General features: G+C 41.7%; 18 protein-coding genes. 12 read left to right on the forward strand and 6 right to left on the reverse strand.

Features of this window, described 5'->3' with window-relative positions:
* The first annotated feature begins 163 nt into the window (after positions 1 to 163).
* From I6E61_RS02655 to tsf, 10 genes are all read left to right on the forward strand, one after another.
* Positions 164 to 3,718, forward strand: a complete 3,555-nt coding sequence (locus I6E61_RS02655; protein WP_197129281.1) for a hybrid sensor histidine kinase/response regulator — start codon at positions 164 to 166, stop codon at positions 3,716 to 3,718.
* Between the two features lie 349 nt (positions 3,719 to 4,067).
* The gene (locus I6E61_RS02660; protein WP_197129284.1) at positions 4,068 to 4,880 is read left to right on the forward strand and encodes a crotonase/enoyl-CoA hydratase family protein; all 813 of its coding nucleotides are present in this window, start codon (positions 4,068 to 4,070) and stop codon (positions 4,878 to 4,880) included.
* A 355-nt stretch (positions 4,881 to 5,235) separates the two neighbouring features.
* The gene (locus tag I6E61_RS02665) at positions 5,236 to 6,495 is read left to right on the forward strand and encodes a multidrug effflux MFS transporter (protein WP_197129287.1); all 1,260 of its coding nucleotides are present in this window, start codon (positions 5,236 to 5,238) and stop codon (positions 6,493 to 6,495) included.
* A 339-nt stretch (positions 6,496 to 6,834) separates the two neighbouring features.
* Entirely contained in the window at positions 6,835 to 7,713 is an 879-nt protein-coding gene (locus I6E61_RS02670) for a transporter substrate-binding domain-containing protein (protein ID WP_197129290.1), read from the forward strand.
* A gap of 12 nt (positions 7,714 to 7,725) precedes the next feature.
* The gene (locus I6E61_RS02675; RefSeq protein ID WP_197129293.1) at positions 7,726 to 9,945 is read left to right on the forward strand and encodes an ATP-binding protein; all 2,220 of its coding nucleotides are present in this window, start codon (positions 7,726 to 7,728) and stop codon (positions 9,943 to 9,945) included.
* A gap of 63 nt (positions 9,946 to 10,008) precedes the next feature.
* The gene (locus tag I6E61_RS02680; protein ID WP_194195899.1) at positions 10,009 to 10,371 is read left to right on the forward strand and encodes a response regulator; all 363 of its coding nucleotides are present in this window, start codon (positions 10,009 to 10,011) and stop codon (positions 10,369 to 10,371) included.
* Between the two features lie 29 nt (positions 10,372 to 10,400).
* On the forward strand, positions 10,401 to 10,850 hold the full coding sequence (locus tag I6E61_RS02685) for a chemotaxis protein CheX (RefSeq protein WP_197129296.1): 450 nt from the start codon (positions 10,401 to 10,403) through the stop codon (positions 10,848 to 10,850).
* Positions 10,851 to 10,888: 38 nt separating this feature from the next.
* Positions 10,889 to 11,338 (forward strand): chemotaxis protein CheX, encoded by a 450-nt coding sequence (locus I6E61_RS02690; RefSeq protein WP_197129298.1) that lies wholly within the window; start codon positions 10,889 to 10,891, stop codon positions 11,336 to 11,338.
* Positions 11,339 to 11,787: 449 nt separating this feature from the next.
* A complete protein-coding gene (rpsB, locus tag I6E61_RS02695; RefSeq protein ID WP_110921724.1) occupies positions 11,788 to 12,579 on the forward strand; it encodes a 30S ribosomal protein S2 in 792 nt (263 codons plus the stop codon).
* Between the two features lie 388 nt (positions 12,580 to 12,967).
* On the forward strand, positions 12,968 to 13,849 hold the full coding sequence (gene tsf / locus I6E61_RS02700) for a translation elongation factor Ts (protein WP_197129301.1): 882 nt from the start codon (positions 12,968 to 12,970) through the stop codon (positions 13,847 to 13,849).
* A 278-nt stretch (positions 13,850 to 14,127) separates the two neighbouring features.
* Here tsf and I6E61_RS02705 read toward each other — a convergent pair whose 3' ends face one another.
* The 4 genes from I6E61_RS02705 to hflX form a co-directional block, all read right to left on the reverse strand.
* Complete coding sequence (locus tag I6E61_RS02705; protein WP_197129303.1) at positions 14,128 to 14,940, reverse strand: lytic transglycosylase domain-containing protein; 813 nt, start codon at positions 14,938 to 14,940, stop codon at positions 14,128 to 14,130.
* 604 nt (positions 14,941 to 15,544) lie between these two features.
* Positions 15,545 to 16,234 carry an LrgB family protein gene (locus tag I6E61_RS02710; RefSeq protein WP_197129307.1) on the reverse strand — a complete coding sequence of 230 codons (690 nt, stop codon included), beginning with the start codon at positions 16,232 to 16,234 and terminating at the stop codon, positions 15,545 to 15,547.
* A gap of 31 nt (positions 16,235 to 16,265) precedes the next feature.
* Positions 16,266 to 16,691 (reverse strand): CidA/LrgA family protein, encoded by a 426-nt coding sequence (locus I6E61_RS02715; RefSeq protein ID WP_197129310.1) that lies wholly within the window; start codon positions 16,689 to 16,691, stop codon positions 16,266 to 16,268.
* A gap of 287 nt (positions 16,692 to 16,978) precedes the next feature.
* Entirely contained in the window at positions 16,979 to 18,406 is a 1,428-nt protein-coding gene (hflX, locus tag I6E61_RS02720) for a ribosome rescue GTPase HflX (protein WP_197129328.1), read from the reverse strand.
* A 297-nt stretch (positions 18,407 to 18,703) separates the two neighbouring features.
* Here hflX and I6E61_RS02725 point away from each other — a divergent pair, with 297 nt between their 5' ends.
* Positions 18,704 to 19,549 (forward strand): 1-acyl-sn-glycerol-3-phosphate acyltransferase, encoded by an 846-nt coding sequence (locus I6E61_RS02725; protein ID WP_197129331.1) that lies wholly within the window; start codon positions 18,704 to 18,706, stop codon positions 19,547 to 19,549.
* Between the two features lie 123 nt (positions 19,550 to 19,672).
* Here I6E61_RS02725 and I6E61_RS02730 read toward each other — a convergent pair whose 3' ends face one another.
* Together I6E61_RS02730 and I6E61_RS02735 are read right to left on the reverse strand one after the other, a co-directional pair.
* Positions 19,673 to 20,713: an aldo/keto reductase gene (locus I6E61_RS02730; protein WP_197129334.1), complete on the reverse strand. Its 1,041-nt coding sequence runs from the start codon at positions 20,711 to 20,713 to the stop codon at positions 19,673 to 19,675.
* Between the two features lie 83 nt (positions 20,714 to 20,796).
* On the reverse strand, positions 20,797 to 21,294 hold the full coding sequence (locus I6E61_RS02735) for a peptidylprolyl isomerase (RefSeq protein ID WP_197129337.1): 498 nt from the start codon (positions 21,292 to 21,294) through the stop codon (positions 20,797 to 20,799).
* Between the two features lie 255 nt (positions 21,295 to 21,549).
* Here I6E61_RS02735 and I6E61_RS02740 point away from each other — a divergent pair, with 255 nt between their 5' ends.
* Positions 21,550 to 22,212 (forward strand): cold shock and DUF1294 domain-containing protein, encoded by a 663-nt coding sequence (locus tag I6E61_RS02740; RefSeq protein ID WP_197129340.1) that lies wholly within the window; start codon positions 21,550 to 21,552, stop codon positions 22,210 to 22,212.
* Positions 22,213 to 22,277 lie beyond the last annotated feature (65 nt).

The following is a 22,277-nucleotide window of genomic DNA, read 5'->3' on the forward strand; positions in this document are numbered from 1 at the left end:
ATTTATTCTTAGGCAAAATAGCTTGCCGCTGCTATTGATATAGTCGGTTCAATATAATTTAGATGCCAGAAAGTCGAGTAAAAGTACTATAAGTAGTAGACTAAGCAAGACCGACACCGTATTCATATACATAGCAAAATTCCCAATAGAGAGTGACGACAGCATGGCATACAAAAAACGTTTTGATACTAGCAGTGCGTATGACCAATTGATCATATTGGTGTTTTTGCCAATTTGTGTGTTGGCAGCCGTCGGCGGTATTTTGGTGTTTTATGAAACCATGCGCGCCAGTAATTCAGAGCAAGGCGTCTTGGCTGAGGCCGTGCTGATTCGCTATACACCAGTGATTGCAGACCTCATTCCTGAGCTATTAGAGCAAGAGCGCAATCAAGATATTAGCGAAATTTACGTAGGCAACACGCCGCAAACCGTCATCACAAAGCTTGAGGATATCCAAGATAAATTGGGTCGTATGCAGTCCGAGCAGCACGTACAGCGTATCGCTATTATTGATGAAAACAATCAAGTACTCGCAGCAGTCGGCTATGGATTAAATGAAGCATGGCCTGCAATAGATACCAAAGCAAAGTTTTTATCGCAAGAGCTAACGCCTATTGGTACGGCTTATGGCAGTGTGCTGGGTGAGTTCGAAGGGCAAAGACTGTGGTTACTCGTCGATATGGACAATGAGCCGCTGTATATTGCGCGTTATCGTATTGCCATGGCGCTAGTGATTACAGGTTTGTTCACTATTTTAATTCTGTTGCTCAGCTTAAATATTTATTCAAAGCGCTGGATAGCACCTATCTACGAGCTGCGATTACAGCTACAGCGCACCCATGTCGACAATCTGTATTATCCTATTCCGGTTGAGTCAGATGGTGAGCTGAATCTGTTACAGCAAGATTTGGTCAGGACGTTACGCCGCTTGCATATGAGCTTTCAGGAGCTTAAAGACCATGCTGAACAAACCGAAGACGATTTGCGTCTAGCATTTGATGAGATGGAGATGCAAAACATCTCTATTCGTAATGCGCGTGACGCGGCCATCTCAACCAGTCAAGCCAAGTCAGCATTTCTAGCCAATATCAGCCATGAGTTGCGTACACCTCTTAATAGTATCGATGGTTTTATCAATCTACTGGCACGTCATGGTGAGCTGAACCCTGAGCAAGATCTATATGTGCAAACCATACGTAAGTCTTCTGCGCATTTGCTTGCATTGGTAAATGATGTCTTGGATTTCTCCAAAATTGAAGCGGGTAAACTGGTCCTCGATCGTCATGAGTTCGATCTCTATGACACCATCTATGATGTAGTTGATATGCTCTCGCCAGTCTCAGCAGAGAAAGGCTTACGCATGGCCGTGCTCTTTTATAATGATGTGCCAATGCGTATCAACGGCGATGCCTTACGTCTCAAGCAAGTATTGACCAATATCGTGGGTAATGCGATTAAGTTCACCGATAGTGGTGATGTGGTCGTACGCGTCAGCTTGGACGATCACCGCGACAACTACTTAATGATTAGCGTACAAGACAGTGGCAAAGGCATTTCTTTAGAAGATCAAAAAATGCTGTTCCAGAGCTTTAGCCAAGGCGATCCATCCATCACTCGTCAATATGGCGGTACAGGATTGGGTCTAGTCATATCTAAGCAGTTGACACGATTGATGGGCGGCGATATTGGTTTTCATGACAATGCGCAAGAAAACATTGCTAATCAAGGCGCAACGTTTTGGTTTCGTATGCCAGCACATGTTGATGTGTTAGAAGCCGCTACTGGTCAGACGATTGAACTACCAGTGTTGGCGCCGTTGGCAAGTGAGACCGATGAGTTTAATGTGTTGGTGTGGATCAATCATACGGCGTCTATCCAAGTGCTCAAAGCCAGCTTACAGTATTTACCGATTACGCTTACTCAAGCGAATTCATTACCGGGCGTGCTTGAATCATTAAAAGAACGCGGCAATTATTGGGATTGGGTCATCGTAGATGATGATACACAAGACGATATGATGGCGCTGCTAAAACAAATTCGCCTACATTATCAGGGCAAGCTTGCCGTGTTTGGTTATCAAGTGGCGGCTGACCAAGCATTATTAAATCGCTATCATGCCAATATACTTTATGAGCCGTTAGATAAAAGACAGCTCTATGCCATGCTAGATACGCAGAAACGCAGTGTTCCAAAAAACCTGCAAGAGCCACGTTGGAAAGGAGTGACGGTACTGGCAGTCGACGATCATCTACCTAACTTACTGGTGCTAGATGCTTTGTTGAGCGAGCTTGGTATTCAGGTGGTGACAGCGAGTAGTGGTTTTGATGCCATAGAAATTATCAGTAAGCAACAAACCAAACATACCAAATCATCGAAAAATGGTAAGCAAAGCTTGTCAAATAAAACGCAGATATCTAAAGCAGAAGCTCGCGATGAGGTGAACAAAAAATCAAACAGTGCGCTTTATGAAGAAGCAAATACTGAAGATAAAGGGGCTACTCAAGATAAAGACAGTATTGATTTAATCTTTATGGATATTCAAATGCCGCGCATGTCAGGGCATGAGGCGGCCCGCCAAATTCGTAATATTGAGAGTGATGATAACCGTATTCCTATCATTGCTCTGACGGCACATGGACTAGCTGACGAGCGTGACAAGCTCATCGCCAGCGGCATCAATGATTATGTTGGCAAGCCCATTAGCCAACCGCAGTTACTGCAAGTGCTACAGAAATGGCTTGGACGTACAACAACATCAGAATCGATGCTGCTGCCTGACACTGATTTACAAGGTATTGGTTTGAATGAAAACGATTTGGGCGTTACCGATCCGGTAATCGCTCACTCGATAAGCAATAACTCTCAATCTAGTGATTGGCAAAATAGGGAGATTGAAAACCAGTCAACTTGGCCTGCTGATTCGACCGTTATGACTGGTCCCATGTCAAAAAGTCATGAGATTACTAGAGATGGCGTATCTGATAGCATAAATCCGCAAAAGATTACGCGTCCTTTATCATTGAAGAAAATTCGTGATGACTACCTGCGTGATAGTCAGCCTCGTGAGGACTATAGACGAGAGCCACAGCGTGAAACTCAGCCACGTTATGAGGGTTTACATCTAAATAAACATGGACAAATGCCGCTATTATCAGCACCAAACAAACCGACAGGTAGCGCACATGAAAAAGCAATCGCTCGTACAGATTCGGTAGCATATGAACAAAGCAGAAAGGATCTAGACGTCAGTAATTATCTCGGTAACCATAGCCTACGTGATGGTCATGTAGGAGCTAACGATATTGATACTTCAGACATTTTAGATTGGCAAGATGCGCTCAATCGCTCAGCGAATAAACCTGATTTGGCCGCCAAGCTCATTATTATGATGCTTGACACCATAAATGATGAAAGGCAGGCATTAACTCAGGCATGGGAAACTGGGGATCGTAACATGCTGGCGCAAATTTCCCATCGCATACTAGGTGGCAGTCGTTATACAGGGGTACCGCAGTTACGTCAGGCCAGTCAAGACCTAGAAGATAAATGCTTATTAAATGTACAGCATACGACTCCTGCCCAGTTTGCTATGCTTGAGCCATATTATGAGGCGTTAATAACAGCGTTAAATAATTTGCAGATGTTAGATTTATCTGGTTATCCTCAGCTTAATTATCATCGTTTAAGTGAAAATGATATGACGTGGAAAATGATTTAATCAAATAATAAGATAGGTTGTTAGTTATAAAGTCTATGTTTTTTTGATAAGTAGCTTTTCGATAAGTAGCTTTTCGATAAATGGCTTTGTGATAGTTCCTGAGCGTTTTCTATATGACTATTTTTATATATAGTCGGTTCAATATAATTTGGATACAAGGAAGGCGAGTGAAAGTGCTACAAGTAGCAGACTAAACGAGACTGTTATCGTATCTAATATATAGAGGATTGAATATAGTACCGTAGCAGTCAGTTATTGCTGCGGTAGGGTAGAGACAAGCCTGTTAATATTGAGGTCTGTTGAACATTAAAATATTAGCGCTATATTTTATTCATTAATAAGGATTGTTATGAGCCCAATTGCAACTGATCAATATGAGACCTTAAAAGTTGATATCACTGATAATATAGTAACGGTGACTCTGAATCGCCCACACAAAAAAAACGCCATGAGCTTCAAAGTTGTCAGTGAATTGATAGCATTGGCAGACCGTATTAGCAAAGATAAAATAATACGAGCGGTTATTTTAAATGGTGCAGAAGGCACGTTCTGTGCAGGTATCGATTTGGGTGACTTAAACCATCCGAAAAACAAAGCATTTGCATTTTGGGAACTCATAAAACCATGGCAGAGCTCTTTCCAACGCGTTTGTCTTGCTTGGCGCGATGTACCTGTACCAGTGATTGCCGTATTAGAAGGCTATTGTATTGGTGCAGGGCTGCAATTGGCGCTGGCTTGTGATGTGCGCATCAGCCATCCTGATTGTCAGCTGTCTATTATGGAAGCTAAGTGGGGCCTGGTACCAGATATGGGCTTGACTCAATCAGCATTTGGCGTGGTGCGAGAGGATGTGCTCAAAGAGTTGGCCATGAGTGCACGTATCATCGATGCTAATGAAGGTAAGGCATTAGGGCTGGTCAGTCATTGTAGCGAGACACCACTTGAGCAGGCTCAGCAGCTTACCGCTGAATTTGCAGAGCGCTCTCCTGATGCCGTATTAGCCAGTAAGCGTATCATCAATGCCATGCATCAGCAGCCAGCGACAACCTTATACAAAGAAAAAGTATGGCAGCTCAAAATGATGCTTGGTCAAAACCGCAAACTTGCGCTCAGAAAAGCCAAGCAAGCGAGTACTGCATTTGGCAAACGTCAGTTCCGCTAATCGAGTTTTTATCAAACAAATCGTCATTTATATTTTAGGCATTCATTGTATAGTCGATTCAATTTAAAAGTCATATAAGGTAACCAAGTGCAGATGTATATTAAATACGTCAAGCGCGGTTAACGAAGTAACACTTTTATAGTGGAATGATTATAGTGATTAGCGATTGTTTTATTAACGTTATACTACTATTGAAATACAAGCGGATGGTGCGATATAGCACTGTCTGTTTGTACAGTTGTATGTAACTATACACTATTGTTGTTAATGGCCTTTGTTGTCGGTATTAAGTAAGGGCTAAAACAGTGGAAGTATGAATAATAAAATAAAAATTACTATATAAAATGGTCTAAATATGTCTGCTCAAAAATCCTCCCTGCCGAACAAACCTATCGCTTCTGAGCGCGTACGCTCTGCTGATTTGCCCGTGGCATGGATTATGATGCTCGGACTTATCGTCGCGGTAGGGCCACTGTCTATCGATATGTATCTGCCAGCACTACCGTCAATGGCAAATGACTTTGGTGTTTCCACTGCCTTTATGGCCAACTCTGTCCCAGCCTATTTTTTGGGTTTGGTATTTGGTCAGCTGTTTTATGGACCATTTAGTGATCGTGTTGGTCGAGTAAAGCCATTATATATAGGTATGACGTTATATGTCATCGCCTCAATCGTCTGTGCGACCACTGATAATGAGTATGTATTATTCGTTGGGCGTACGATGCAGGCACTTGGTGCTTGCGTCGGAGCGGTGGTTACTCGTGCAGCGATTCGTGACCGTCTGACGGCCAAACAAACAGCAAAAGCATTTTCTATTATGATTTTGGTGATGGGGTTGGCGCCAATATTAGCACCATCGCTAGGGGCATTATTTTTACAGTTTTTTAGCTGGCACTCTATTTTTTGGTTTTTGGCAGCTTTTGGCACGCTGAATTTACTACTCACTAAGTTTTTCTTTTTTGAAACACTGACTGAAGAAAATCGAAATGTACGCCCTGCAAAAGAAGTGCTTAGTCAGTACTGGGACTTATTAAAAGACAAAACATTTAATTATCCAGCGATTGGTGGTGGTTTGCTGATGGGAGCCATGTTTGTCTACATCAGCTCAGCTTCTGAATTGATTATGGATACTTATGGCGTATCGGCAACGCATTTTGGTTGGTTGTTTGGCATGAACGCAGCAGGCTTTGTTGGCCTGACTCAGCTAAACCAATGGTTGACCAATCGCTTTCGTATTCTAAGTATTTTACGCTTTGGTGCGATGATGCAGGTTATCTCTGCAGGTGTGCTTTTCGTCGTAGGACTGTTTTTGGGTACAGACGCTTGGCTACCATTGGTACTTGCCTGTATTTTCTTCTGTATTTCAGGATTAGGTCTGACTCAGCCAAATGCTTCTGCTATTGCACTTGCTTTTCAAAAGCGCCGTGCTGGTATGGCGAGTGCACTGCAAGGCTCACTAATGTTTTCAGTTGGTATTTTTGGCGGATTGTTATTAAACCTATTTCCGGTCAATCCAGTCCTCAAAATTGGTATTGCTATGTTTGCATTAATGGGTCTTGGTTGTTTCTTGATTTGGCAAATCGATCGTAACTTAAACTTGGATGATGCTGAGTAAGCTAAAAGTTTAACTTTTTTGCGTTATATCTCAAAAAGCACTGATATAGATATCCTATATCAGTGCTTTTTTTGTCTATTTTATTGCTCAAGCAAAAAATATTTAATATTTATAATTAGACAAGGAGAAAGTTTAATTAGTTTATTTGTAATATATTTACATTTTGTTATATATAACAAATTATTAACAATTGCTAAACATAGTTATTGCAATCATAAATTTAGATAAGTATTATCAGTACGTAAGTTTCTGTAAGGAAATATTACGAATATATTGTATAACCTTGCTAAATTATTTTTCACTGAAATGTATAACAACGTTAAGCGTAAAGGGTAGATTATGATGCAGTTATATCGAGTGTTACCAGTTGTATTGAGCGTCGGCCTATTTGGCTGTGGTAACTCTTCCACTCAAGAAAATACTAATTCTACTGGTGCGCCAGTAACGGAAAGTAAGGATAACTTTGTTAGTAATCTGCCTGATACAGCGCCAACACTAAAGGTGGCGATGACTGGTGATTTACCACCTTTCTCGTTCCAAGATGATTATGGAAATATGCAAGGCACTGATGTTGATTCTATTAGAGCGATTGGAGAAGAGCAGGGCTTTAAAGTCGAGTTCTATAAAGAAACTTGGCAAGATATGTTCGATAGTGTCGAATCAGGACAGCGTGATCTAGCGATCTCAGGTATCTCTTATAAAGATGATCGCGCAATCAGATATGGATTATCAACGCCTTATTTCTTCAATCCGGCGACTATTATGTACTTAGAGGGTAAGTTTGATATCAAAGGTTTAGACGATATCAAAGGCTTAAAGGCAGGTACGTTAGAAGGATCTAAAGAAGAAGATACGCTAAAAGAGATGGGTAGCTCAGTTGAGCTAGCTTCAAGATCTACTGCATTTTTGGCTTACCAAGACTTGATACAGGGCAACACTGATGTTTTTTTATATGACATGCCAGTCTTACAATATGTCGCAAAAGGTTATCCAGAGCACAAAGTTACGATCGTACCTTATGAAGCTGCAAATGCGCCTTCAGCACAGCAAGTTATATTAATGGCAAAGGAAAATACTAAGCTCATTAAGACCGTGAACGAAGGTATTGCCAAGCTTAAAGAAAAAGGAACATTTAAAGAGATTGAGAATCGTTGGTTAGGTGAAGCCGAACCTGCTGAAAAGAGCGACTCTGACACTAACACTAAGCAATTGAACTAAGGAACTCTAAAGATGGCAACTATCTCGAATGTTGACAACAAGCGCTATCAAGGTCTAATTATTTCAATTGCACTGTTTTTATCTCTAATCGGTGCTTTGCTAGCCTTTACTTTTTATACCTCAAGTTTATTAGAAAGAAACACCGCCTTAATTGATCAAACCAACCAAGTCGCAAATAGTGCACAGGCGGTAATCAAAGATCTTTTTGATTTAGATCATAGTTATGGTGAGGATACCAACTCTCCACACATCCAGCGAGCGCTAAGCCGTTTGGAGCAAAATACTACCTTGATTACTGGCTCTTTGTCTGCTATCGAGCAAGGTGGAACGATTACTGATGCCGATGGTAAGAGCTATGACCTGCCAAATATTGATAGCAATGCACAAGTAAATATTGCTGCAGCTGATGAACAATGGAAAGCACTAGAGCCCAAGATTCAGACATACCTAAAAGATGCTGATAATATCATGGTGTCTTCCGAAGATGATCTAGCTCAAGCAGTTGAGCAGGCGAAGACATCAAGTTTGTTTATCAATGATTCTTTAGATAACTTGACTAAGGACGTGTTTAATAGTGCAGAACGTCAAGCAAACAGAATTCGTTTGGTTCAGCTATTGGGTGTTGCGGCTATTTTTGCCTACTTCCTAGTTTTCGTTTTCTTCTTTGTACGTCGTCTGCGTGAGACGGATGCGGAAGCTTTTGCCGCTCGCCAAGAAACGCAAGAGATTATGCAAACGGTAAATACAGGTCTATTCTTGCTTGATAAAGACTTAAATATTGGTCAACAGCATTCTCGCGCACTAAACGATATTATCGGTTCTGATAACTTATCAGGAGAAAACTTTGCCAATGTTTTACGTGGCCGTATTTCTGATAAGGATTTGAAGACCACACAGCAATTCATTGAGCAGCTTTATAATCCACGAGTCAAAGAAAAGCTGGTGAACTCTCTCAATCCTTTGCATAAGGTGATGTTGCATAATGCATCTGGAAGTAAAGCACAGAATAATCGTTTCTTAGATTTTAAGTTTTCACGTGTATATGACGATAAAGACATTGCCCGTATTCTGGTCAACGTCAATGATGTATCAGATGCGGTTTACCTAGAGCAGCGTCTAGAGAAAGAGCGCTCACAAAATGATATGCAAATTGAGATGTTAACCACTATCTTGAATGTGAATCCGAAGATTATTAATGAGTTCATTGTTAATACTCAGATGCATATCGACAAAATGAATAATATCTTGAAAAACCCTGGTAGCTCACAATACGAGCTTGAAGGAAAATTAAAAGCCATCTATCGCGAGATGCATAGCTTAAAAGGTGAGGCATCTGCGTTAAAACTACACAGCTTTACGAAGATTGCGTCTGATGCGGAAGATAAACTGCACGCATTACAGAACCAAGGCCAGCTTTCTGGTAATGACTTCTTACCATTGGCAGTACATTTAGATGACTTGTTGAGCTTATCGAACACCATCGCGACGTTAGGTGAGCGTATCAACCGCTCAGCACCGAAGACGTCACAGCCTGTAGAAGAAGCACCCGTATTAGGTGATGATATTGCAAAAAATAGCATACCAAAAACAGTCATGGTTGAGACGCCAAGATCAAACGATTCAGTCAATAGTGTAGATTTCGATGGCGGTCAGGATATTGATCTAGATAGTGACGAAGATGATAGTCTTTTGTCTTTTTATGAAGCGTTCGTAAAAGATATTGCCGAAAGACAAGGTAAGCAAGTGCAAATAAAGAGTAATACGCTGGCGCAAGTACACATACCAGAACGTATAGCAAAGCCATTCAAAGAAATGAGTATTCAGCTACTACGTAATGCTGTGGTGCATGGCATCGAAGCACCAACGGTTCGTCATTCAACTGGTAAGGCTGAAGTAGGAACCATTGATCTAGAAGTACAAAATAATGATTCGAACTTCATGCTGATTGTACAAGATGATGGTCAAGGTATTGATTATGATAGCATTCGTACTAAATTGAGCACAGAAGGTCGTTTTAGTATTGAAGACGCCAATAAGTTGACTAAAGGTCAGTTACTTAAGCAGCTATTTTCTTCAGGGTTTTCTACCAAAGATGATGCAGATGAAGATGGCGGGCGCGGTGTCGGTCTTGATATCATCAAAGCTAAAGTAAAAGATTACGATGGTAAGCTTAATGTGAATAGTGAACTGGGTCAGATGACACGGTTTGTTATTACGTTGCCTAAAGCTTAATTAAAAACAGCAGGTTATATTGTCAGGGACGACAAGCACTTCATTAAAGGTAATAGATCAGTTATGCATAAGTTAATGATTGTTGATGATTCAAATATTATTAGAAATCGTATTCAGCGCGCATACGATTCAGGGCAGTTTATGCTGGTTGCTACGGCGACCAGTGGTGTACAAGCCATAGAGAAGTTTAATATTCATCGTCCTGATGTGATCACGATGGACTTGACCATGCCGCAAATGGATGGACTCGAATGCATTGAAAAAATCATTGAGATTGATCCTGATGTACGTATTTTGGTAGTGTCAGCACTGTCTGACAAAGCCACCGGCATTGAAGCATTGTCGTTGGGTGCCAGTGGGTTTTTGTGCAAGCCTTTTTCCGAAGAAGAGCTTGTCGAGTCTTTGTATGAATTGATGCAAGACTAAACCCTTTAACGACTTAAGTAGATGTTATTATGAAAGAACAAAAGCTACAGATTTTTCTAAGTATTATTACTAACTATTTTAATCAGTTTGGGGGCGATGAGCTTATCGCTGATACCCCATATTTATTAGAGAACAAACAACCAAAAGTTCATGATTATACGGGCGTCATCGGTATATCAGGCGGCCAAAAAGGTGTGGTGTATTTTTCAGCAACCCGTCAGTTATTGTCTTCTATATTAGATAGCATGGGTGAAACGGACAAAAGCGATGAGAATTATATAGATTTGGCTGGCGAAGTGGCCAATACTATCGCAGGTAATGCGCGCAAAGAGTTTGGCTCAGAGTTTCATATCTCTGTACCACTTGTGTTTAAAGGATCTCCGCAAAGTATTGTATTGCCGAGCAATGAGCGTTCCTTTATTATTCCCATCACTTGGCACTCACAAGTTGGCGAGATTGTAGTTTGTTTGCAAGATTAACGACACTGCCGCGTAATAAAGACGGATATTAATATATTATGGTTAAAGTAGAAAAACTAGGTGTGTTTCTTAGCTCAATCAATGCGTTTTTTGCACAAATTGATGGCTCAGAAGTATCTATTGATACCCCTTATTTAAATCATAACAGAAGTGCTATTGGTTATGATTATAGCGGTGTGATTGAAATATCTGGCCCTCTCGAAGGCTGCGTGTATGTGAGTGCGCCAAGCGTGATGTTGCGAGAGGTGTTAAAAGTGATGGAGGAGCCTGACTCATCAATCGCGATGATGAAAGATTTGCTAGGTGAAATGGCCAATACCATCTCTGGTAATGCTCGTACAGAGTTTGGTGCGGAGTTTATTATTTCTCCACCCCATATTGTAGAAAGTGCGCCTAGCGTGTCTTATTTACCTAAAGACCGTCAAAGCTATGTGACTCCATTTATTTGGCGTGGTCATAAAGCCGTGATAGGTATTTGTATTGCATAGCCTAGGGCATGTCCTCAATTCTTGAAATGAGGACATGCTCAAATGTAGCGCAAATAACATACAGCCAAAATAATAACCAAAAAGCGACGCATCTGTGTCGCTTTTTTCGTTTGTTAGAATGGGGATGTTTTGCTTTTACTTTACGGGGTTATACTGATAAATTACTGGCGATTACAGTAAGTTATATGATAAAATACTGCGCAGCTATTTTATAATTTGATTTATAGTTTAGGTTTGAGAATATTTCTGAAATCTGATCATAGCTTCTTTTTTAAACCAACCAATGACACACACATCATGGCAAAGAATTGCTGGGTGTTTGGCGACTTGATTAATTTGCAAAAAAGTTAGTGTTGTCCCAATAAGCATTAACCGTTAGCAGATGCGTATCGCTAAATAGGCAGTTTTTGTGATGTGGAGGCATAACCCAACCAATAGGAATATTTCACATGGCTACAAAGAATCCAACCAAAATCGAAATGCGCGACTTACTACAAGCCGGCGCTCACTTTGGTCACCAAACACGTTTTTGGAACCCAAAAATGGGACCATACATCTTTGGTGCACGTAATAAGATTCACATCATCAACTTAGAGCACACAGTAAAAGCGTTTAACGAAGCATTGACTTACGTAAACGGCCTAGCTGCTAAGAAAAACAAAGTATTGTTTGTTGGTACTAAACGCGCTGCAAGCGGCATCATCCGTGAGCAAGCTGCTCGCGCTGGCATGCCATACGTTGACCATCGCTGGTTAGGTGGTATGTTGACTAACTGGAAAACTCTACGCCAGTCAATCAATCGTCTAAAAGAGCTTGAGAAGCAAGCAGAAGACGGTACTTTCGCTAAGCTAACTAAGCGTGAAGCGTTAGAGCGTACTCGCGATATGGAAAAACTTGAGCGTTCACTAGGTGGTATCAAAGACATGGGTGGCCTACCTGACGCTATCTTTGTTGTAGACGTAGATCATGAAGCGATCGCTATCAAAGAAGCCAAGAACTTGGGTATCCCAGTTATCGGTATCGTTGATACTAACTCTAGCCCAGACAACGTTGATTACATCATTCCAGCTAACGATGATGCTATCCGTGCTGTGACTTTGTATGTTACTTCTATGGCTGATTCTATCATTGCCGGTAAAGAATACGCACAAACTCAAGCTGGCGGCAAAGCTGAGCAAGAAGCACCTGCTGCTACTGAAGAAGCTCCAGCTGCAGAAGAAGCTGCTACTCCAGCAGAATAAATAGCTGACCCGAAGGGTTTAATGTTGTAAGGATAACTTGATAGTACTGCTATCAGCATCCTTATAATGTTATTAACAGCGTACAAGCTTACAATAGGCATGATGTAGTTTTACTCGTCATGCCTTGTTGTTGATGGATAGCTCACTAATAGACGAGTATTATCGTCTATACCTTCTGTCGCTATATACAGTTCCTGTGATAACGACATAATAAGTGCTTTCCTCACGACAAGAGCGACATCGTACAACTTGATTGTATAGCTAAACAGTAAAGCAACATCAGCAAAAGTTAAGCACGATAGTTGAATTCAAATAATTCTGATACAACGATGTAGCGGATTTATATGGACTTAACTGTACCTCACATAACAATACTAAGGTGACTCTTATGTCAGAAGTAAAAGTATCTGCCAAAATGGTAAAAGAATTGCGTGACCGTACTGGTCTTGGCATGATGGAATGTAAAAAAGCGTTAGAAGAATCAAACGGCGATGTTGAAACTGCCATTGATAACTTGCGTAAATCTGGTCAAGCTAAAGCAGCTAAAAAAGCGGGTAACATCGCAGCTGACGGCGCAATCATCATCGCTCAAGGTGAAAACAAAGCATTCTTGTTAGAAGTTAACTGTCAGACTGACTTCGTTGCAAAAGACGAAAACTTCAATGCGTTTGCAGAGCAAGTAGCTAGCATTGCTTTAGAAAACAACGAAACTAATGTTGCTGCTATCGCTGAATTACCATATGGTAATGGCCAAAGCGTTGAAGAAGCACGTGTATCACTAGTACAAAAAATCGGTGAGAACATTCAGATCCGCCGTGTTGAAGTACTTGAAGGTGCAAACATCGCTGCATACCGTCATGGTCTACGTATCGGTGTAGTGGTTTCTTTCGAAGGCGGCGCTGCAGACACTGGTAAAAACCTTGCCATGCATATCGCTGCATTCAACCCTGTTGCGGTTGATGACGAAGACGTTGCTGCTGATTTGTTAGCGCGTGAAAAAGACATCATTGAAGCGAAAGCTCGTGAGTCTGGCAAGCCTGATAACATCGTTGAAAAAATGATCGAAGGTGGCCTACGTAAGTACCTAGAAGAAGTTACTTTATTGCGTCAGCCGTACGTTATGGACAACGATAAAAAAGTTGGTGACGTATTAAAAGCTGAAGGCGTAAAAGTAATTGGTTTCAAACGTCTAGAAGTCGGCGAAGGCATCGAGAAGAAGCAAGAAGATTTTGCAGCTGAAGTTGCGGCTACTCAAGCAGCCAACAAGTAAGCTTTTATATTGGAAATGGCTGTGAGTGTAGGGTAATATTTTATTCAGCATTCATAGTCTGACTCTATCACCTACATTATAAGAGGTATAGTTAAATCCATATAAATCCGCTACATCGTCATCCTCGCTAACCATACTAATGTATAGCTTGCACTCGGTTTCCTTGTATCGTAATTATTTGAATTCAACTATAAGATAGAGTCTCCAAGTATAAAAAAGCCCGTTAATCAATTAACGGGCTTTTTTATGTCTGACTCTTTGTACATCATATTTATCGTTTAACGTAAGGCAGCATAAGCAGAATTGGTATAACTGGCATTGTTACTACTAGTGCCATAACTGACATTTTTTAGACCACCGCTCGTATTACTAGTTTGGTTACTGGCGCTCATGCTCGCACCAGATAGCCCTGAGTCATTTTTATATAAGCTATGGTAGCGACTCATGACTTTTTTAACATAGTTCTGTGTTTCCTTAAAAGGAGGGATGCCACCATATTTATCGACGTTTCCTTCACCCGCATTATAGCCTGCGACTGCATACTCAATTCTATTGTCAAAACGGCGCATGAGCCAAGCGATATATTTGGCTGAGCCTTCAATATTATCAGCAGGGTTCCAAGGGTTGCTCACTTTGAAACGGCGAGCTGTCGCTGGCATAAGCTGCATCAAACCTTGGGCACCGACTGGTGAACGCGCGTTTGGATTAAAAGCTGATTCTGTATGCATCATTGCTTTCATGAGGGCAGGATCTACGCCATGACGTTGGGCAGAGTCACGAATATAGCTATCATAAGCGTTGCGGGTGCCACTGTTGCTAGCAGCGCTGCTACCGTAATCATTATTGCTGCTATAACCGTTATTACTGCCATCATACAACTTAGAGCTTTTGTAGTAATTAACCTGCACTTTTTTAGTAAATTGATCAAAATTGCCACTGGGATTGACGTTAGTCATTAATACTTTCCCACTTTTATCCTTATAAATCGTTATGTTCTCAGCTTGAGCATGAACGGATAAAGTTGATAGAACAACAGTGGTCAAAAAAATAGGAGACAAGCAGCGAGTCACTAAGGTTGCAACGTTTATCATAGGGTTATCACTTTTTATCGAGTAATAGCAAATTACTTTGCCTATAGGCGCTTCGTTTTTCGCATTTAAGCGGTTATTGGGCTTGTCGGATTTTATAGCTATAAGGAATATAGCAACCTAGAAAAACCACGTTTAACTAGAAACCACTCGTAATAGATACAAAAAATAATAGTTGTTTACTATAGCATACAATAACTTTTCAACGCATAGGATTGTCAAAATAAGATGTAAAAATAGAGGTTATATCTTGGGATAACTTTATAAAAATCAATATGCTATGATTTTTTAGTCTGTGTTTTAAGCCAGTAGGTCAGTATTTATATGGCTTTATACCCATGAAAAATTGGCCCTAAAAGATCGCTCAGGTAATTTGAGCAATGGACTGCTGAGCGAGAAGCTTTTGAGAAAGGGGCTTTTAAGCAATAGACTATAGTCATTCCACTATAAAGGCATTACTGCGTTAACCTCGCTTGAAGTATTTAATATATATCTACGCTCGGTGGCCTTGTACTACTTTTAAATTGAATCAACTGTATTTAAATACTGGAAAACAGTAGGGGCTGTCCTAAGTAACTAGTTCAGCCCCTATCATACTATTGAGGATTTAACTGACGATTGCGCTGATGAAAATAGGTACCCAGATGGCTGTTACCAGACCGTTTACTGCCAATCCAAATGCAGCATAACGCCCAGCAGTATGACTGATTTGCCAGGCCTCCACAGTACCAAAGGCATGAGCAGCTAAGCCAAGCGCTAGGCCTTTGGCACGGTCATCATCGATACCACGAAACAAAAAGCGCGCTAAAGCCCCACCGATAAGCCCTGAGACAATGATAATTAAGTTCGCTAAGGCAAGGGGAGCTCCAATCAAATCGGCGACACTCAGACCAATCGGCGTGGTCACTGAACGTGTCGCAAAGGCGAGTATGGTGTCGTGACTTAACGAAAACAGATACGCCAATGACATGGGTAATAATGCACCCACGAGACTCGCAATGGTGACGATTAACATGAGCTTTTTGACTGGTAACCCTTTAAAGCTCATCGCTGCCAAAGGCACTGCCAATAATACGGTGACATAGCCTAACAGACGATCAAATACGGGCTTTGCCGCACTATAGTAATCATTGTAATCCCATTGCAAAAGAAACAAGAATAAAAGAACAAGCGCTAATGCGGTAATCACCATTGGCAACCATGAAATCTTACGTGCCAGCAATCGAGCAATGACATGCGCTGCCAAGGTTAATACGATAGCTGCTAGGGTCGTCACAAATAGACTGTCAAAACTCATAACTTATCCTTGTTCATATTGCTCACAGCTATTATTTGTGCTTTTCAATAGAGGTAGGGCTAGTACCGACATTGTTATTTAGCCAGCGATTTGAAAGAATCGCCAAGCCCCACAGTGGAATCAGCACACTGATAATCATTGTTATCATCACGCCCCATAGCTCATCACCTAAGGCAAATAGTAGCAAGCCTGCACCAGCAGAGACGGGTAAGAAAGCAAAGCCACTATCGACCAATAAGGTATTACTGGCTTGTGTTAGCCAACTTGGTAAGCCTTTGAGCAATCGCCACGCCATTAAAATACAAAACATAGCGACCAGCCCGACAATATTGGCGGCTTTTTCGATGCCCGCCCACTGGCAGATGACAACGGCTGATTCACGGACAAGGATGACTATCGCTAAAGTCAGGACGATTGCGAGCCATAGAGGCATATTAGAGAGATGAGTAGATTTCATAAGAAATACTGGCCAAGTCAGAGATAAATAGAATGAGCGCAAAGTCAGTACAGGTGATAACGCCGTAACTAAGCGTGTCCTATCTATCAATGTTTGTTGAATGTATAACAGGCGATTATATACAGAGTAGACAAACTAATAAAGTCTATAAGGTAATACCGTGCCTTGTTGTTTGGACTAGATATCAATTATTACGATATATGTCACACAAAAAAGGATGATATCGATTGATATCATCCTCTTATTGTCTATAACTTAAATGCTTAAAACATTGTTTTAAAATTTAGCTATTTCGATAGATTTTCTGCTTCAGTATTCAGCGCATCAAATTCGTCAAACGCTTTTTCTTCTGCTTCAGTCATTGTCAGCTCTTCAACGTCATCAGGCTGCTCAAACTCTTCAAGTACAGGCATCAGTAGCGTTGCTTGAGCAAGCGGCAGTACATCTACTGGATCTAGATCCACTTGACCAAGTAGTTGTCTCAATCTATCGCTTGGTAAGCGAATCGTTAAGCATTCGTGACCACTGTCATCATAGGTTTCTTCCTGAATAACGCCAAGCTCGTACAAGGTGTTTTTTAATTGCCCTGCATGATAAGGGAGCGTCAAATCAAACGTGGTCAGTGTGCCCGTGAGTAACTGCTGCACGGCTAATGATAGTTCTTCCATGCCCAAGTTCTCTCTAGAAGAAACATAGACGCGGTTAGGTTCACCTTCGCTAGCATAGCCGATACGTGCAGGCTCATCAGTTAAATCGATTTTGTTGTAGACATTGAGTACCGGCACATCATTATCAATTTCAGCTAATACGTCTTTGACCGCCTGAATTTGCTCATGCATGTCTTCGCTAGAAGAATCGATAACGTGTAATAATAAATCTGCTTCTAGCGTCTCTTCTAGTGTGGCATGGAAAGACTCGACCAACTCATGTGGCAAATGACGGACAAAACCCACCGTATCGACCAATACCACACGCCCCACACCTTGCCAATCTAAGCGGCGTAGCGTTGGGTCGAGCGTTGCAAACAGCTTATCAGCAGCATAGATGTTTTCATCGACCAAACGATTAAACAAAGTGGACTTGCCGGCATTGGTATAACCGACAAGCGAAATGGTCGGCACGTCTGATTTTTGGCGACGGGCTCGACCTTGCGCACGTGTCTGTCTGACTTTCTCAATTCTACTTTTAAGCTGCATGACGCGCACTTGTAGCAAGCGACGATCCGTCTCAAGCTGAGTCTCGCCTGGTCCACGCAGACCAATCCCACCTTTTTGACGTTCCAAATGCGTCCAACCACGGACCAAACGTGTCGATAAATGATTCAGCTGTGCCAGCTCAACCTGTAGCTTACCTTCATAAGTACGAGCACGCTGAGCAAAAATATCCAAAATCAGACCCGTACGGTCTAATACACGACATTTGACCAACGCTTCGATATTACGCTCTTGTGAGGGCGACAAACTGTGGTTAAAAAGCACGATATCTGCATCATGCTCGCGCACCAATTCTGCTATCTCTTCTGCTTTGCCGCTACCAACGAAATATCTGGCATCGGGACGTGCACGCGAACCTGTGACCAGTGCCAAGCGATCTGCACCGGCTGAGTCTGCCAACAGCTCAAATTCACCCAAATCGTCAGGATCTTGAATTTGGCGGATGTCTAAATGTACTATAATGGCGCGTTCGCCACCTTCATGTCTTTCAAAATAATCCAAAGAGTGTCACCTATTTAATAAAGTAGATATATCGCTATTATCAATTTAATAAACGTTTTAACAAACGTCGAAATAGCTTTTGTATGACCTTCTATATATGGTCTTATCACTTGATGTTAAAGCGTATTCGTATAAATATCGATATTTTTATGTTACAGAGTAGGTGGCTGAATAAAATACCAACAAAAGCACTTGATAACTCAGTGAACAAATCATCACTGAGTTCATAAATTTTGTTATACTCACTGCGTTTATCTAAGATATACAATCATATATTTTTAACCACGAGGGATACAGATGAGCCAATCTAAGTCAGGCTTTTCACTCAGACAACAATTCGGTCGCGGTAAACAAATCGCTGGCATGACCACCACTATCGCTGGCGGACTGCGTGCTGCTCAACGTATCGGTGCTTTTAGACAGCCACCACGCGAAACGCTACCGCGCTATATCCAGACCTTTTGCCGAAAGATGGCAGGCTCTTTTGGTGTAAAAGTCATTGCAGTCGAGCGAGTAGAGCAGCATCATGGTCTGTGGGTATCTAATCACGTGTCGTGGATGGATATTCCTGTAGTAGGGACTTTGAGTCCTGCTTTTTTCTTATCCAAAGCAGAAATCGGTGATTGGCCAGTATTTGGTAAACTGGCTCATGCAGCAGGTACGGTGTTTATTGAGCGTGGCTCCGGTGATTCAGGATCAGTTGCTGCACAAATTGCCAACTTCCTAAGCAAGGGGTTTTCGGTTATTTTTTTTCCGGAGGCAACCACTACCGATGGCAAAAAAATCAAGCGTATACATGGCACACTATTGCAGGCAGCGATAGATGCTGATGTTCCTGTGCGTCCTCTCGTAATTGCTTATGTCAATAAAGATGGTACGTTGAGTGAAGAATTGCCTTATTATGGTAAACTGACGATGAAAGACAGCTTAAAAAAAGTGCTGGATAGTAAAGACGTGACGGCTTATGTACTGCCACTTGAGTCGATAGATCCTAAAGGCTTGAATAAGAGTGAGCTCACCAACATATTGCAAGCACGTATGCAAGAAGGCTTGGCTGAACTACATTCGCGAGTACTGACAAAAGCATCTCAAGAAAAACTGGTTCAAGAAAAGCTGGCTCAAGAAAAAGTATCTAAAGCATAAGTTTTCTTAAGTATCAGGCTTGCTTTAATTGATAAGTGAGCAGACATAAAAAAGGCGCCAATCGCAGTGACAGTGCTCGCGATTGGCGCCTTTTTCTTTTAAATAGCTATAAACCAGACTGAGTTAAGGTGAAGGATTTGGATGTTGCGTATGTACCGCCTCAATCGCTTCTAACACATCTGAGCTTAGCGTCAGATTGGCACTATCGATATTAGATTTAAGCTGATCGAGCGTAGTTGCCCCAATAATATTACTAGTGACAAACGAGCGTGAGTTAACGAAAGCTAAGGCCATTTGCGCCATATCTAAACCGGCATCAGCAGCTATTTTGGCGTATTGCTCAGTGGCTGATATTGCCTCTTCATTAGTATAGCGGGCAAAGCGATCATACATGGTCAGACGAGCACCTGCTGGGCGCTTACCATCAAGATATTTACCTGACAATACACCAAAGCCGAGGGGAGAATAGGCAAGTAAACCAACATTCTCACGATGAGCAATCTCCGCCATATTGATTTCATACAAGCGGTTTAATAGACTGTAAGGGTTTTGCACGGTAAGAGGTGGTATTAAACCATTTTTATCCGCTTCCCAAAGATAACGCATGAGTCCCCATGCAGTATCGTTCGATAGACCATAAGCACGAATACGACCTTTTTTAATCTCATCGTTTAGCGCTTGAATGGTCTCTAAAAAAGGTGTCAAATCATCTAGCGGTTGCGCTGCCATCTCTTCAGTATAACCAAGCTGACTAAAGAAGTTCGTTTGGCGTTCAGGCCAATGCAGTTGGTAAATATCGATATAATCTGTTTGCAAGCGGGCAAGATTGTCATCGATAGCACTGCTGATATGCTCAGCGTTGAAGCGCGTCTGACCATCACGCAAAAACCCCATCGGTGATATTTTGCTAGCAAGAATGACTTTGTCACGCTGTTTGGTTTTATTAAACCAAGTGCCCATAAAACGTTCTGTGTCGCCTTGCTTGTCTTTATCTGGTGGCGATGGATACATCTCCGCCGTATCCCAAAAGTTCACACCTTCGCTCAATGCCATGTCCATTTGTTCATGCGCTTCGGACTCAGTGTTTTGCTGTCCCCATGTCATCGTGCCTAGACAGATTTTAGATACTTTTTCATCGAGCTGCGGTAGCGTTTGATACTGCATGCAAGTCTCCTTTTTGGTTGTTTTTATCGTCGCTAGTTCTTATCTTAATGAACGTCTAAAGCGTTTTGGTAGCCATTGAATGACTACATCAATTTGATACCAGTGACACCAGGTGGTGTTACCTTAAACACTTTTACTTTAAACAGTAGTGATTGCCCTGCGAGTGGGTGATTGAAGTCTACTTCGACTTGATCATCATCGATGGCGCTAATCGTACCAGGCAAGGTGTTTTTGCCTTTGTCTTCAAACTCTACCATCATACCAATCTCTGGATTGTCAGCGACTAGTGCAAATTGGGTACGGCTAAAATGCTGAATATTATCAGGATTCCAATCGCCAAATGCTTGCTCTGGCTCAAGGTGAGCGGAACGTGTATCACCAGCACGTAGGTTCATCAGCACTTGTTCAAAGCCTGGTAACAAGCTTTCATCACCAATGGTCAAGGTCACAGGGGTATCACGGCTAAAGGTAGAATCAATCACCGTGCCATTTTCTAGTGATACTTCGAAGTGTAGCTTTACAAGACTGCCGTGAGTGATACGGGTATCTTCGTTGGGATTGATAAATTGTGAGTCGGTCATAGTCAAAGGCCATTTGTTGCGAAATTGGGATATTAAATCAAAAAATAATATGAGAAATGATAAGTCATCTGACAGATTATGTAAGCGTAAAAAGTGTAACGCAAATAGTGTACTATAGTTGGTTTAAGACAGCTTAGATACGAGGAAGTCGAGTGAAACTACTACAACTCGTCGGATGAGCAAGTATGAAAGCGTATTTGATTTATATGAGATTGACTACGTATTTAGCGAATTTAAGAGAGAGCGGGCATATTGATGGCTAGTAAACAGCAAGGCCACATTAAAAAGTGGCAAGACGATAAAGGTTTTGGTTTTATCCAAACGGAGAATAGTGACTCTGTATTCTTTCATATCAATGAGTTTAAAGCGCATCGTCGTCCGGATGTCGGTGAGCAAGTGGTTTTTACGCTTGGGCAAGACAATCAAGGACGCATGCAGGCAAAAGATGTGCAAGAGCTCAAATTTGTACAGCAGAAAATGGCACAAAAAAACAAGCAAATTCGTCAGCGTAATCATAAGCGTAGTGCACAAGCTGATTTTGAAGCAGGGCAAAAGAAACGATTGTTTTTAGGTGCTGGGTTTTATGGTGTCTTAATCTTATTAGTGGTCATGGATAAACTGAATTGGCTAGTGGTTGGTTGGTATGCCGCATTGGGCATTATCACTTATGCGATGTATGCCAAAGATAAAGCCGCCGCTCAAAGTGGTAACTGGCGTACACCCGAGTCGACGCTACATCTACTCAGTGCGCTTGGCGGCTGGGTGGGAGCCATGGTTGCACAGACTTATTTGCGCCATAAGTCGCAAAAGGCTGAATTCCGTGCCGTGTATTATTTGACTGTCGTCATTAATATGGCAGGGTTGTTGTTTATATTGGCAGGTGGTGGTGGGTTAGAGACTTTAAAAGGATTGCTATAACTCATAAGTATTAGGCAGCAAGTATAAAGATAATAAAAAAGGTGGGTTACGCATTCGTAATCCAC

It is taken from the genome of Psychrobacter sp. NZS113 (genome assembly GCF_015864825.1).
Classification (GTDB): domain Bacteria; phylum Pseudomonadota; class Gammaproteobacteria; order Pseudomonadales; family Moraxellaceae; genus Psychrobacter.